The organism is Roseovarius sp. (assembly GCF_965277045.1).
Classification (GTDB): domain Bacteria; phylum Pseudomonadota; class Alphaproteobacteria; order Rhodobacterales; family Rhodobacteraceae; genus Roseovarius.
Genome location: NZ_OZ255712.1, coordinates 693679 through 707067, shown reverse-complemented (window position 1 = coordinate 707067; position 13389 = coordinate 693679). Strand labels below are relative to the sequence as shown.

Here is a 13389-nt window from a genome sequence, read left to right as displayed (position 1 = left end):
ACCGGGCCGGCCGGCTGGTTTGCCGCTTTGCGACAGAACCTGTCGCAGGTGAACTATCGCGGCACGATTAGCGCCGCCCGCCGCCGCAGGATCGACAGATACACCGTCAGGCTGCCCACCACGATGGCGCCGCCGACCAGCATCGCCGCCGTGGGCCGCTCGCCCACGCCGATCCACACCCACAACGGCCCCAGCACAGTTTCCAGCAGCATCAGCAGGCTGACATTGGCCGCCAGCGTGTGCCGCGCCGCCAGCGACAGCAAGAAGAACGACACCGGCAGCACCACGCCGCCCGTGACCGCCATGGCCCAGACACGCCCCTGAAACATTGCCTCGACGCCGGTCAGCGACCAGCCTATCCCGCCCGCGATCCACGCGCCGACCCCGATGGCCAGCAGGATCGGCAGGTCGGGGCTCGCCCGCACCGTGACGAAATTCAGCGCCAGCACGAACGCCACGCCCAGACCAAAGCCCGCCCCCGTCACCGCAGCCCAGTTCAGGTCCACGTCGCCATGCCCGCCGCCCAGCACGGCGATCCCGATTCCGGCCATCACCGCCGCGATGGCCGCCCAGGTCAGCGCCGAGGTCGTCTCGCCCGTCACCACCCGGCTCAGCAGCGCCGAAAATACCGGCACCGCCGCCACGCCCATCAGCACCACCGCCGCCGGGGCCGACGCGATGCCAAGGCAGAACAGCATCGAGTTCAGCACCTGCGCCAAGACGATCATCGCCCCCGGCCCGCTGCGCAGCCGGGCCATGTCGCCGCCGCGGTCCCGGCTGGTGACCGCCCAGGCCAGCAGCATCATCGTGCCCATGAACAATCCGCGCCAGCCGGTCATCTGGATGCCCTCCATGCCCGACAGCCGCATCAGCATCGCGTCCGGCGTCAGCACCAGCGTGCCGACCAGCGCCAGCAGAACCCCGCGCGAGACGCCCGCGCTCACGCGATCATCCAGGCCGGGATATGCCCGATATCCGGCAGCACGACATCGGCAAAGGGCGCCAGGTCGTCCCGCGTGGCCGTGCCGGTCAGCACCGCGACGGTCTGCATCCCCGCCGCGCGGCCCGCCAGCAGGTCATGGGTGCTGTCGCCCACCATCGCCACCCGCCCGGGCGCAAGACCCATGGCGCGGGCGAAGGCCAGGCAGGGGCCCGGCGCGGGCTTGGCGCCGTGGCCCGAATCGAACCCGGCGATGAAATCGAACTGGTCCACCACCCCGGCCTTGCCCAGATGCGCACGCGCACCATGCTCGGTGTCATTGGTCGCCACGCCCAGCGCCAGGCCCTCGGCGGCCAGGGCCTGCAGGAACGCCGCCAGCGGCACGGTCTCGGCCTGCGGCGCGGCGGCCGAGGTCTCCATCAGGAAGATCTCCAGCTCTTCGACCCTGCGGTCGGGCACGGCACGCGCCACGCATTCGGCGGCCTCGCGGTTCGTGCCGGCGACGATCGGACTTGTCGGGCGAAACCGCCTCTCGTCCAGGTCGTAATGCATCTCCGACGCCAGTCTCCCCCGCACGGCGGCGTCGCCCTGCGCCAGGTCCTCGATCAGGTCGCCGGCCCAGGCGCTCCAGGTGGTGTGGAAATCGAACAGCGTGCCATCCTTGTCGAACAGCAGCCCATCAACCTTTCTTGTGGAATTGTTCACCTTATGGTCCTCAAAATTAATTTATGTCCAATGGGTCTGAACCCCGCCCGGAAGCGCGGCGCGGGCCTCGACAACCGCCTCGGGCGGCACGTTCGCGGCCTCGCTGAACTCCATGATCCACGCATCGTCCATCAGCAGGAAATCCAGCAAAGAAGCAAGAAAATCAGGATCTTGCGCACCCGCGAGCAGATCGTCCCGCCCTGCCCCGGTCGCGCCCATGAACACGTCCAGCAGGTTTTCGTGACCGGCAAGCCACGTCAGCGCCTTGAGCGCGATCGTCTCGGCGGCTTCTCGCTGGTTGGCCATAATGCTTAACTCCCGGCAAGGATTTCTTAACCAATGACAGGGATAGTCTTGCCATAGCAAAGAGCAAGTCGGAAAGGCGGCGGCACATGCCGGGCACTGTTCTCATCGTCGATGGTCTGGCGACCAACCGGATCGTGCTGAAGGTCAAGCTTTCAGCCGCCTATTTCCACGTCGAACAGGCCGGCAGCGCGGCAGAGGCGCTTGCAATCATCGCACACGACAGGCCGCAAGCGGTTCTGGTGACCGATGGATTGCCCGACAGCTCCGCCTGCGACCTGGTCCGCGACATCCACGCCCTGCCCGGCTGCGACCGGCTGCCGGTGCTGGTCCTGACCGCGAAACGAGCCCCCGGCGCGCGGCTTGCCCTGCTGAAATGCGGCGCCTGCGACGTCTTGCTCAAACCCTACAGCGAAAGGGTGCTCTTGGCGCGGTTGCGCTCGCTGTCGCGGCAGGCGCCGGTCGAGGTCGATCTCGACCTCACCAGCGGCGCCGCCCATGCGCTCGGCCTGGCCGAGGCGCAGGCCGGTTTCACCCCGCGCGGGCTGGTGGCGGCGCTGCACCGCGGGACAGCAACGGACCAGGCGCTGTGTCACCGGCTGTCGCAGGAGATGCGCCACCGGTTCGAGACCTTCCGCATGGACCGTGCAAGGCAGATCTCGGGCCTGACCGCACCGCCCGACGTGCTGCTCGTATCCCTGCCCGCGGAGGCCGGCGAGGCCGCGCTTGTCCGCCTGGCCGAACTCTGCAGCGCGCCGCGCACCCGCCAGTCCCGCGTGCTTGCGCTGCTGGACACCGCCGATGACAGGCTTGCGATGAAGCTGCTGGACATGGGCATCCACGATTTCGCCACCCGCGATGCCGACCCCCGGGAAATCGCCCTTCGCATAGACGCGCTCTTGCGCGCGAAACAGGCCGACGACCTGCAGCGCGCCCGCCTGCGCACCGGCCTGAACGCCGCGGTCACCGATCCGCTGACCGGCCTCTACAACCGGCGATATGCGCTGGCGCACATGGCCCGCCTGATCGAGACCGCCCGGGCAAGCAAACAGACCTTCGCGCTGATGGTCGCCGATCTCGATCACTTCAAGAGCGTCAACGACACGTATGGCCACGCCGCCGGCGACCATGTCCTCACGCGCGTCGCCAGCTCCCTGCGCGACGCGCTTCGCCCCGGCGACAGCCTGGCGCGCATCGGCGGCGAGGAATTCCTTGTGCTGATGCCCCAATCCGGGATCGCCGCCGCACGCTCTATGGCCAAGCATCTGTGCCGTACTGTGCGCGAGACCGCGATTGCCATCCCCGGGGTCGAGGCCCCGCTGTCCCTGACCGTCAGCATCGGCGCCACCGTGGCCAACCCGGCGGTGAAGGACAGCGACCTCGAACCGGAAAGGCTCCTGGCCGATGCCGACCACGCGCTCTACGCCGCCAAGTCGGGCGGGCGCGACACGGTCACGATCTCGCATTTATCCGCCGCCTGACAGCGGCCGGGCCTCAGCGTTTGCGCCGCTGCATCTCGGCCTCCAGCCGGTCGGCATAGGCGGCCCGGTCGGCCGCGCTCATCTCGCCCCAGTACTCGACCAGCAGACCCTGGGCCGAGGCCATCCGGCCGTCGAACATCTCCCGCAGCCGCGCCATCCGCTCTGCCGCCGCGGCCCCGTCGAACGTCTCGGCCCGCAGCAATGCAACCAGCCCCTCCATCTCTTGATGGAACGCCGCGCGTCCGCCCTTTTCGGCCCGGAACGTGCGGATCATGCGTTGCTTCAGCTCCGCCCGGTCCGCCTCGCTCAGCGCCCGGTGCATGGCGCCCGCGCCGCCCGGCGGGCCGCCGCGCCATTTGGGGCCGCCCTTGATCGCGAAACCGGCGGCCACGCCGACGACCAACAGGTTCAGCGCCAGCGACACCACCAGCAGGATCTTCATCCAGCGCGGTGCCCCCGTGCGCGGGGTCATGTCCGTTCCCTCGCTCATGCTCATCCTCCCTCGCCGGGAAAGAGATCGGTGCCAAGGTCCGGCTCGAAGGCCAGCGTGACATCTTGGTCCCAGACACTCTGCGCCGCCGTGCTCAACCCCTCGGGCGGCGCGACCCCGATCCACACTCCGGTCACCGCCGCCGCGCCAAGCCCCGCCACGGCGGGCCATCCGCCCAGTGCCGCGAAGACCCCGCGCAGCCCGCGGGCCGGCGCAGGGTACAGCCGCGCGGCTCCCGACCCGGCCCTCTCCGCAAACCCGGCCTGCACCGCCTCCGCATCGTCCAGCACCCGCGCCAGGAAATCCGCGTCCGGTTCCGGCGCGTGGGTGCGGGCCGCGGCGAACATCGCCTCCATCTCGTTATCAGGTTTGCCGGTCTTGCTCATTCCGCGTACCCCAGTTCATCCTTCCTGGCGCCCAGCACCTCGCTCAGCGCCCGTTTCCCCCGCGCCGTCAGGCTTTCCACCGCCTCGACGCTGATCCCCATGATCTCGGCAATCTCCGGATTGCCCAGCTCTTCGATATGGCGCAGCACCACCGCCTGTCTCTGCCGCTCGGGCAAGGCCTGCAGCGCCGCCTGCAACGCATCGGCCCGGGCCCGCTCCTGCATGTCCTCGGCGGCACTGGCCCGGTCTTCCGCCGGGTCGCCCGCCGCCTCCAGCGGTTTGGTGCGCCAGCCCCGGCGCAGCCGGTCGGTACACAGATTCGCCACCACGCGGTAAAGCCAGGTGGTCACCTTCGCCTCCCCCTGCCGCCATTCGGGCGCCACGCGCCACAGCCGGAGCAGCGCCTCCTGCGCCACGTCCTCGGCCTCGGCCCGGTTGCCCAACAGCCGGTAGGCATGGGCCAGAACGCGCGGGCTCAGCCGCAATGTCAACGCCCGCGCCGCCGCCCGCTCTCCGTTCGCGAAGAGCACCAGCAGCGCCTCGTCGGGCACGTCGTCCATGGCATCGAGCGGCATCGTCATGTCCCGGTCGTCTATCCTGCCCCGTCACCTTGCGTCCGGTTCTTACGCCGGATCGGCCCGCCCCGGCCAGCGATTAAGCCATCGCCGGGGCGCAACCGCGCGGATCACTCCGCGTTCTGCTCGGTCTTCTTGCCGTGACGTTTGGCGTGCATCTCGCGCATCTTCTCGCGCGCGGCGTCGAACTCGGCCTGGCTGATCGCGCCATCACCATCGGTATCGGCCCGGTCGAACATCTTGCCGCCGCGCCGCGCCTGCGCTTCCTCGAAGCTCACGCCGCCATCGCCGTCGCTGTCCAGCCGCTCGATCATCTTGGCGGCACGCTTGGCGGCCCTTTCCTGCCCGCGGGCCTGCATTTCCTCCAGGCTCATCACGCCATCGCCATCGGTGTCGGCTTCATCGAACCGCGCCTTCATGCGCGCCTGCATTTCGTCTTTCGTGAGCTGGCCGTCCCCGTTCGTGTCCAGGTCCTCGAACGAATGGCGCGGGCCCTTGCCCTCGCCCGACGCGGCGACGCCCTGCACGGCCCCGCCCAGTGCGATCGTCATGCCAAGGGCGCTCATGATCATCAGGTTCTTCATCTCTATGCTCCATCTCGGTCAGGTCTGCTGCAACGCGATCTTGCGCCGCGTCTTGGGGTTTGCGACCACGCCTGCCGTCGCGATCTACCATCCTAAACGACAGCGCCCGCGCGTTCCGTCGCCCCGCACCGATATTTTTCCGGGCAGACCCGGCCCATCCTTTGCGACATCCCGACGCACGGACAGCCTGTCACCTTCCAATTTGCTCCCGGACGGCGCACCTCTGTTGCCATTGACGCGCGAGGGCACATGACCAGCACCGATCACGACACGCACGGCTCCGCTTCCGTGGCGCCGACAACGCCGGGGGAACAGGACACCAATGAACGCGAGCTCTGGCCCGCGGTCTTTCGCGGATTTCGCCGCACATGTCCCAATTGCGGGTCGGGCCCGATCCTCAAGAGCTATCTCAAGCTGCGCAAGACCTGCCCGGTCTGCCGCGAAGATCTCAGTCATGCCCGCGCCGATGACGGCCCGGCCTACCTGACGATCCTGGTCGTGGGTCACCTCATGGCGCCGCTCCTGCACATCGCCTTCACGACGTGGCGGCCCGAACCTCTGGTGCTTTTCACCATTTTCGCTATTGGCTGCGTCACGCTCTCGCTCTACCTTCTGCCCCGGCTGAAAGGGGCCATCGTCGGCTTCCAGTGGGCGCGCCAGATGCACGGCTTCGGGGACGACACCTGACCCCTTCGCCCCCGAAGGACAGGACTTGAATGACCGCAAGCTACCCGAAGCATTCCGACAAGACCGCCATCCGCGACGCGGCCACGGTGATCGTGCTGCGCGACCGCATGACGGAACCGCGCGTGCTCATGGGCCAGCGCGGCGCCAGGGCCGCCTTCATGCCCAACAAGTTCGTCTTTCCCGGCGGCGCTGTCGATGCAGGCGACGCGGACATCCCGCTGGCCCGGCCCATGCCCGACGGCTGCGCCGCCCGCCTGCGCGACGACAGCGAAACCGACCGCTCGCACGCGCTCGCCGCCGCCGCGATCCGCGAACTCTGGGAAGAAACCGGGCAGCTTCTGGGCCAGCCGGGCGACTGGGCGGGCGCGCCGCCCGACGACTGGCACAGCTTCGCCGCCACCGGCCACCTGCCGGACGCGTCGGCACTGCAATTCGTCTTCCGCGCCATCACGCCCCCGGGCCGCCCCCGGCGCTTCGACGCGCGCTTCTTCCTGGTCGACGCTGGGGCGCTCGCCTCGGACCCGGACGATTTTTCGCCCGCCTGCGACGAGCTCAGCCATCTTCAGTGGGTGCCGCTGGCCACCGCCCGCCACGATTACGACCTGCCCTTCATCACCGAGGTCGTCCTGGCCGAGATCGAGGCCCGTGCCCACGATCCCGCGCCGCCCGCCTCGGTGCCGTTCTTTCGCAATGACGACGAAAGCAACCTCTTCAAGCGCCTCTACGGTGCGCGCCTGCCCGACTGACGCGCCGCACCGTTATTATCCCAGCAAGACCAGCAGCAGGATACTGGCGCTCACCAGAACGATCCCGATCAGTTCCCGCCGCGTCACCGTCTCGCGGAAGAAAAGGACCGAGGCGATCAGCGAAAAGATCACCTCCACCTGTCCCACCGCGAACACGTAGGCCGCGTTCTGCAACGTGAACGCGGTGAACCAGCCGACGCTGCCCAGAAGGCTCGTCACCCCCATCCACACCGCGCGCCCCCGCGCCGCCCAGACGCGGGACACCTGCCCCGGCTCGCCCCAGCGCAGATAGGCCGCCATGCCAAGGCTCTGCGCCGCCGTCACCGCCGCCACCGCGATCACCGCCCGCAGGAACGCATCGTCACTTGCCACTTCCAGCGTCGCCCCCCTGTAGGTCACCGCCGACACCGCAAAGAACGCCCCCGAGGCCAGCCCCAGCGCCGGCGCCCGGCTGGTCACCCGCCGCCACCAGCCGCCCGCGCCCCCCGGCACGTCCGACAACACCAGCACGCCGATCAGGCCAAGGAATATCGCCACCAGCCCCGGCAGGCTCACCCGGTCGCCCAGCACGATCAGCCCCACCATCGCGGTCTGCACCACCTCGGTTTTCTTGAAGGTGATCCCCACCGCGAAATTGCGCTCCGCGAACAGCAGCACCACGCACCACGTCGCCAGTATCTGCGCCAGCCCGCCGCTCAGCACGTAGATCCAGAACCGCCCGCCCACCGCCGGCAACCCCTGCCCGGACCATGCCGCGTAGCCCCCCGCCAGCACCGCCGCCAGCGGCGCGGCATAGGCGAACCGCGCGAATGTCGCGCCCAGGGCGCTCAACGTCCCCATGCTCAGCGATTTCTGCAACATGAAGCGCAGCGTCTGGAAAAACGCCGCCATCACGGCAAGAAGGATCCACGGCTCGACCATGGCCTTCTATTGCCGGTCTTTTACTTCCTCCGCCAGAGCGGATGCGCCACCGGGTCCTTCGCCCGCAACAGGTGCCGCGCGAAAATCTCGGCGTAGGAGCGGTAGTAATACCCGCCATTGCGCCGCAGGTAGGTCTCGCGGTTCTGCCGCCACATCGCCGGCAGGCGGTACCACGCCACGCGCGGGTGCATGTGATGCACCACGTGCAGGTTGTTGTTCAGAAAGAGGAACGCCAGCGGCCCGCCATCCTCGACCACGACCGTGCGCCCGCTGGCCCGCTCATGCGCCCGGTGCTCCAGGAAGGTGCGGATCTTCAGGATCGCATAGGCCGCATAGGCGCTGACCAGGTAGGCCCAGACCGGCATCGGCGACACCGCGACCACCCCCAGCACCGCCGCCACGCCCAACCCGTGCAACGCCCAGGCCCGCGCGATGCCCCGGTCACCGGCCCGGATCGCGGCCCAGTCGGCGCGCATGAACACCACCTGTCCCAGCACCGGCCCCACGATCATCCGCCCCAGCAGCGTGTTGTTGAACCGCAGCACAGCCCGGAACCAGCCCGGCAGCCGCCCCCAGACCTCCGGGTCCAGATAGTTCGATTCCGGGTCGTCATAGGGATCGGTCAGAAGGCTGTCGCGGTGATGCGCAAGATGCAGGTCCATGAACCGCCGGTAGGGCACGCACAGCCCGAGACTGAAAAACCCAAGCGCCTCGTTGAGCCTGTCGTTTCGGGTCGGGTGCCCGTGGATCATCTCGTGCACCAGCGACGAATGCAGCGTGATCCCGGTCGCCGCCACCGCGATGCCTGCCGGCAGCCAAAGCCCCGCCAGCCAGAACAGCGCCACGCCCCAACCCGCATAGCACGCGGCCAACAGTCCCAGTGTCGGCCATTCCACGTCCGCGAGCGCACGCGCTTCCGGCCCCGGTACCGGCCCGGCGCCGCCTTCGAATTCCACTTTCATCTTGTCCCCAATTCCGTCCTTCACAAAACCGTTACGACAAATCCTGTCAGCGGGGCAGTCAGAGAATGATTAACAAACCTCCCGCTTGTTGATAAAATCCAACACATGATCCAGAAATCCGACAAACGCGACCGCGCCACCCTCTTCCGCACCCGCCTCAACGAGGCGCTGCGCCTGCGCGGCACGTCTCAAAGCGCGCTGGCGCGCAGCGTCGGCGTCGACCGTTCGACCATCTCGCAACTGCTCAAGGGGACCGGGGCGCGCCTGCCCAACGCGCAGGTGGTGGGCGAATGCGCCCGCGCCCTCGGCATATCCGCCGACTGGCTGCTGGGCCTCACCGACCGGCCCGAGACCGCCGCCGACATTCTCGCCAACACGCTCTCCCTGACCGAGGCGCCCCGCGCGCTCGTCGATGAACAGATCTTCACCTGGCACCGCGAGGCCGCGGGCTACAAGATCCGCCACGTCCCCGCCGGCCTGCCCGACATGCTCAAGACCCGCGAATTGCTGGAATGGGAATATGCCCCCCACCTGGGCCGGTCCACCGAACAGGCCATCGGCGCTTCAGAGGATCGGCTCGACTGGATGCGCGGCACCCGATCGGATTACGAGATCGCCCTGCCGCTCTTCGAGATGCACAGCTTCATCGCCGGCGAAGGCTATTACCACGGCCTGCCCCGCGACATCCGCCAGCGCCAGGTCGACTACCTGCTCGAGATCACCGAACAGCTCTACCCGCGCCTGCGCCTCTATCTCTTCGACGCCCGCCGGCTCTATTCCGCGCCCGTGACGATCTTCGGCCCGCTGCTGGCCGTCATCTATATCGGCCGCAACTACCTCGCCTTCCGCGACACCGAACGGGTCGAGGCCCTGACCCTGCATTTCGACAACCTGGTCCGCGAGGCCGCCATCGGCGCCCGCGACCTGCCGGACCACATCCGCCAATGCTGGGCCGAAACATCGCACTAGGACCGCCCCGCCCCTTCCTCTGGCCGAAAATATCCTGGGGGAGCGGCGAAACACCGTTTCGCCGCGGGGGCAAAGCCCCCGGCAACGCCCGCCACAAAGGCGGTTTCGGTCGGATACCGCGTAGGGTGGGTGAAAACCCACCACCCCCACGCATCAATACGGCATGGGATGCGCCTTGTGAGTGTCGTCCAACACCTCCAACACCTCGTCGGACAACGTCACTTCCGCCGCCCCCAGCGCCAGGTCCAACTGCTCCATCGACGTCGCCCCGAAAATGGCCGAGGCCATGAAGGGCCGCGTCAGGCACCAGGCCAGCGCCATCTGCACCGGATCGAGGCCAAACCGCCGCGCCACCGCCAGATAGGCGTCCACCGCCTCAAAGGCCCTGTCGGTCTTCCGCCCGCCCAGCGTCTCGTTCAGCGACAGGCGCGATCCCTCGGGCACCGCGCCGCCCTGGTACTTGCCGGTCAACAGCCCCGCGGCCAGCGGAGAAAACGCCAGCAATCCGACATCCTCGTTCACGCTCAGCTCCGCCAAATCGGTGTCGAACAGACGGCACATCAGCGAATACTCATTCTGGATCGAGGCCACCCGCGGCCCGCCCATCTCGTCGGCCACCCGCAGCCACTGCGCCGTGCCCCACGCGCTCTCGTTGGACAGGCCGAAGGCCCGGATCGTGCCCCGCTCCACCTCGCGTTCCAGTGCGCCCAGCGCATCCTCCATATGCGCCCGCGTCGCGGCCGGGTCCTGCCCCGAGGGATCGAACCGCCAGTTCTGGCGGAACATGTAACTGCCCCGGTTGGGCCAGTGAAACTGGTAAAGGTCGATCACGTCGGTCTGCAACCGCTTCAACGAGCCTTCGATGGCCCCGGGGATGGTCTTCGACGAGATCGGCGCGCCCTCCCGGGCGTGCTGCATCCCTTCCCCCGAATGCTTGGTGGCCAGCACCACGTCACCGCGCCGCCCCGTCCGGGCGACCCAGGTGCCGATGATCTCCTCGGTCCGCCCGATGGTCTCCTTCGCGATCGGGTTCACCGGGTACATTTCGGCGGTGTCGATGAAATCCACGCCCCGGTCCAGCGCCATGTCGATCTGGGCGTGCCCCTCGGCCTCGGTATTCTGCGTGCCCCATGTCATCGACCCGAGGCAAAGCGCACTCACCTCGATCCCCGTCCGTCCCAATTGCCTGCGCTGCATGTCCCGCTCCGTCTTGCCTGTCGTCAAAGCCCCATATGTAGCGGCTCTGTCCCGGGCGTCACCCCTATTTCGACGTTGAGAACAAAAGATGAACAAACTATATTCAAAGCCATGGACACCACCCTCCTCACCCGGCGCAGCAGCCACCGCACCCGCCCCGCGCTCACCGTGCTGGGCGAGATGGCCCTGACCCCCGCCCGCCTGCACGAGCTTTGCGGGCCGGCGCGGCACATGGCGGCGATGCTGGTGGCCGCCGCCACGCAAGGCCCCGTTTTCTGGATCGCCCCCGACTGGGCCGCCGACCGGCTCAACCCCGACGGCATGGTGGCGCTGGTGGGGCCTGAACGCTTTACCTTCCTGTCGCCGCGCCAGCCCATCGACCTGCTGTGGTGCCTCGAAGAGGTGCTGCGCTCCGGCGCCGTGCCCCTCGCGGTGGCCGAACTGCCGGACCTGCCCAACCTCACCCAGGTCCGCCGCCTGCACCTCGCGGCGGAAACCGGCGCAGGCGAAGGCACAGTCGCGCCTTTGGGCCTCATTCTCACCCCCGGCGAGGGCGGCGCCCCCGGCGTCGAAAGCCGCTGGCACATGGCCCCCGCCCACGCGCCCGGGCGGCTGGGCTGGACCCTCTCGCGCTGCCGCGCCCGCACCCTGCCCCCGGCGACATGGGCCGTGACCCGCGCCAGGGGCGGCTTTGCGCTTGATCCCTGCAAGGAAACTGGCAATCCTGCCTAAGTGACAGACGATAAACGCAAAACACCCGGCCTCACCGCCGCGCTTTGGCGTGACCTGCTGGGCCGCCGGGCGTGGTGGGGGGCGCTCCTGCTCTTTCTGGGCGTCCTCGCCCTGCTGGTCGTCGCCTTCGTGCGCATCCCGGCCAGCGTCGACTTCATGATCGCCCGCATCGACAGCATCACCCAGATCGAAACCGATTTCGGCACCCGCCCCGCCTATACCGCCACCACCGAGGCGGGACGGCATTTCCCGCTTGTCACCCCGAACCGCCTGACGCCCCTGCTCGCCCCCGGCGACAGGATCTGCCTGCGGGTCCAGACCGACCGCTTCACCGGCCGCGTCACCGCGCGTCACGCCGTCGAGGCGCCGGATTGCCGGCCCGCGTCGGCCACCTGACCGCCTTACGCCGCGCCGCCCATCTCGCGCAGCGCGGTCAGCAGCCGCGCCACCTCGGCCTCGGTATTGTAGTGACACATCGAGATGCGGATACAATCGCTCAGCCCCAGCGGCTTCAGCACGTTACCGCTGTAATGATCGTCCTTGCGGATATGCGTGCGGATGCCCTGCGCGTTCAGCCGCTCCACCACCTCCGCCGAGGGCACGCCCTCGACCACCACCGACACCAGCCCCTCGCGCGCCGGGTTGTCGGCCCCGCCCAGGATGGTGATGTGATCCATGTCGCGCAGACCGGGCAGGTTGCCGGTGCCCTTGATCATGGCGTCCGTCAGATGCGTCTCGTAGGCATGAATGGCCTTCCCCGCCGCCTCGATCCGGCGGCGGCGGTCGGTCTCGTCCGACACCTCGCCGCCCAGCCAGTCGAAATAGGCCACCACGTCCGACACGGTGGCATAGGACCCCGCATCGCGCGTGCCCATTTCCCAGGCGTCCTCGGGCGACCCGATCAGCCGCTCATGCGGCATCACCGCCAGCCGGTCCGAGATCCACCCGATCCCGTAGCCGTGGCGCGAGAACACCTTGTAGGGCGAAATCGCATAGCCATCGACCAGGTAGCTGTCGAGGTCGAGCTGCCCGTGCGCCGCGTGCTGTATCCCGTCCACGATGATCACCGCCTCCGGCGCCACCGCCCGGATCGCGGCCGAAATCGCCGCCACGTCCATGCCCATCCCCGTCACCGGCGAGGCATGCACGATGGTCGCCACCGCCACATCCGGCGTCATGTGCTTGGCATAGGCCTCTGCCGTCACCACCCCGGTCGCGTCGTCATGCGGCACCTCGACATAGGTAAGCCCCGCCACCTCGGCCCAGCGCCGCGCCGCACTGCGCGATGCCGGATGCTCGATCGACGACCCGATCACCTTCGCGCCCTTGGGCGCATTCACACAGGCCGTGCGGATCATGCGAAACAGCAGCTCCGTCCCGCTTTCCCCGGCAAAGAACTGACCCGAAGAGGCATTCATGAACACCGCCAGATCCGCCTTGGCCCGGTCGATCACGTCCTGGATACGCTGCCCCGCCGGGTTCGCGCGTCCCGGGTTGTCCGGGATCGCGGCATAGAAACCGGATGTCTCCACCACCTTTTTCAGCGTCAGCGCCCCGCCCGCGTTCTCGAAGAAAATCCGCTCGCCCTGGAACGGGCAGCTCTCCACATGGGCAAAGCGGTCCCGGATGGCGTGGATCAGTTCGGGGGTCTCGTGGATCATGACGTCTCCTGTCGCATTGAAGGCCTTGCGCCATATGCCGGGATTCCCGC

The 13389-nt window shown here is 68.4% G+C and carries 17 protein-coding genes; 6 read left to right on the top strand and 11 right to left on the bottom strand.

Annotation, left to right across the window (positions count from 1 at the left end):
* Positions 1 to 53 precede the first annotated feature (53 nt).
* From ACQY4V_RS03435 to ACQY4V_RS03425, 3 genes are read right to left on the bottom strand one after another with little or no spacing between them, the layout of a single operon-like run.
* Positions 54 to 944 carry a DMT family transporter gene (locus ACQY4V_RS03435; RefSeq protein WP_428515517.1) on the bottom strand — a complete coding sequence of 297 codons (891 nt, stop codon included), beginning with the start codon at positions 942 to 944 and terminating at the stop codon, positions 54 to 56.
* Positions 941 to 1645: an HAD family hydrolase gene (locus ACQY4V_RS03430; RefSeq protein ID WP_428515516.1), complete on the bottom strand. Its 705-nt coding sequence runs from the start codon at positions 1643 to 1645 to the stop codon at positions 941 to 943. Before ACQY4V_RS03430 ends, ACQY4V_RS03435 begins: the two co-directional genes overlap by 4 nt.
* 21 nt (positions 1646 to 1666) lie before the next feature.
* Positions 1667 to 1951, bottom strand: coding sequence for a DUF3572 domain-containing protein (locus ACQY4V_RS03425; RefSeq protein ID WP_428515515.1), 285 nt, complete (start codon positions 1949 to 1951; stop codon positions 1667 to 1669).
* An 86-nt stretch (positions 1952 to 2037) separates the two neighbouring features.
* Between ACQY4V_RS03425 and ACQY4V_RS03420 the strand changes: the two genes are divergently transcribed.
* Positions 2038 to 3429 carry a diguanylate cyclase gene (locus ACQY4V_RS03420; protein ID WP_428515514.1) on the top strand — a complete coding sequence of 464 codons (1392 nt, stop codon included), beginning with the start codon at positions 2038 to 2040 and terminating at the stop codon, positions 3427 to 3429.
* A gap of 13 nt (positions 3430 to 3442) precedes the next feature.
* Here ACQY4V_RS03420 and ACQY4V_RS03415 read toward each other — a convergent pair whose 3' ends face one another.
* The 4 genes from ACQY4V_RS03415 to ACQY4V_RS03400 form a co-directional block, all read right to left on the bottom strand.
* A complete protein-coding gene (locus ACQY4V_RS03415; protein WP_428515513.1) occupies positions 3443 to 3919 on the bottom strand; it encodes a periplasmic heavy metal sensor in 477 nt (158 codons plus the stop codon).
* A 2-nt stretch (positions 3920 to 3921) separates the two neighbouring features.
* Positions 3922 to 4305, bottom strand: a complete 384-nt coding sequence (locus tag ACQY4V_RS03410; RefSeq protein ID WP_428515512.1) for a hypothetical protein — start codon at positions 4303 to 4305, stop codon at positions 3922 to 3924.
* Entirely contained in the window at positions 4302 to 4886 is a 585-nt protein-coding gene (locus ACQY4V_RS03405) for an RNA polymerase sigma factor (protein WP_428515511.1), read from the bottom strand. Before ACQY4V_RS03405 ends, ACQY4V_RS03410 begins: the two co-directional genes overlap by 4 nt.
* Positions 4887 to 4990: 104 nt before the next feature.
* Positions 4991 to 5464, bottom strand: a complete 474-nt coding sequence (locus tag ACQY4V_RS03400; protein WP_428515510.1) for an EF-hand domain-containing protein — start codon at positions 5462 to 5464, stop codon at positions 4991 to 4993.
* Positions 5465 to 5713: 249 nt separating this feature from the next.
* Here ACQY4V_RS03400 and ACQY4V_RS03395 point away from each other — a divergent pair, with 249 nt between their 5' ends.
* Positions 5714 to 6151, top strand: coding sequence for a DUF983 domain-containing protein (locus ACQY4V_RS03395; protein WP_428515509.1), 438 nt, complete (start codon positions 5714 to 5716; stop codon positions 6149 to 6151).
* A 29-nt stretch (positions 6152 to 6180) separates the two neighbouring features.
* Positions 6181 to 6897, top strand: a complete 717-nt coding sequence (locus tag ACQY4V_RS03390) for an NUDIX hydrolase (RefSeq protein ID WP_428515508.1) — start codon at positions 6181 to 6183, stop codon at positions 6895 to 6897.
* A gap of 15 nt (positions 6898 to 6912) precedes the next feature.
* Here the strand turns inward: ACQY4V_RS03390 and ACQY4V_RS03385 are convergent, their stop codons facing one another.
* Complete coding sequence (locus ACQY4V_RS03385; protein ID WP_428515507.1) at positions 6913 to 7818, bottom strand: EamA family transporter; 906 nt, start codon at positions 7816 to 7818, stop codon at positions 6913 to 6915.
* A gap of 20 nt (positions 7819 to 7838) precedes the next feature.
* Positions 7839 to 8780 (bottom strand): fatty acid desaturase, encoded by a 942-nt coding sequence (locus ACQY4V_RS03380; RefSeq protein WP_428515506.1) that lies wholly within the window; start codon positions 8778 to 8780, stop codon positions 7839 to 7841.
* Positions 8781 to 8885: 105 nt separating this feature from the next.
* Between ACQY4V_RS03380 and ACQY4V_RS03375 the strand changes: the two genes are divergently transcribed.
* On the top strand, positions 8886 to 9749 hold the full coding sequence (locus ACQY4V_RS03375; protein ID WP_428515505.1) for a helix-turn-helix domain-containing protein: 864 nt from the start codon (positions 8886 to 8888) through the stop codon (positions 9747 to 9749).
* Between the two features lie 153 nt (positions 9750 to 9902).
* On the opposite strand, the gene ACQY4V_RS03370 is transcribed toward ACQY4V_RS03375, so the two are convergent.
* The gene (locus ACQY4V_RS03370) at positions 9903 to 10946 is read right to left on the bottom strand and encodes an aldo/keto reductase (protein ID WP_428515504.1); all 1044 of its coding nucleotides are present in this window, start codon (positions 10944 to 10946) and stop codon (positions 9903 to 9905) included.
* Between the two features lie 111 nt (positions 10947 to 11057).
* Between ACQY4V_RS03370 and ACQY4V_RS03365 the strand changes: the two genes are divergently transcribed.
* Positions 11058 to 11678 carry an ImuA family protein gene (locus tag ACQY4V_RS03365; protein ID WP_428515503.1) on the top strand — a complete coding sequence of 207 codons (621 nt, stop codon included), beginning with the start codon at positions 11058 to 11060 and terminating at the stop codon, positions 11676 to 11678.
* The gene (locus tag ACQY4V_RS03360) at positions 11679 to 12074 is read left to right on the top strand and encodes a hypothetical protein (RefSeq protein WP_428515502.1); all 396 of its coding nucleotides are present in this window, start codon (positions 11679 to 11681) and stop codon (positions 12072 to 12074) included. It begins immediately after the preceding gene.
* Positions 12075 to 12079: 5 nt separating this feature from the next.
* Here the strand turns inward: ACQY4V_RS03360 and ACQY4V_RS03355 are convergent, their stop codons facing one another.
* On the bottom strand, positions 12080 to 13339 hold the full coding sequence (locus ACQY4V_RS03355; RefSeq protein ID WP_428515501.1) for an aminotransferase class V-fold PLP-dependent enzyme: 1260 nt from the start codon (positions 13337 to 13339) through the stop codon (positions 12080 to 12082).
* Positions 13340 to 13389 lie beyond the last annotated feature (50 nt).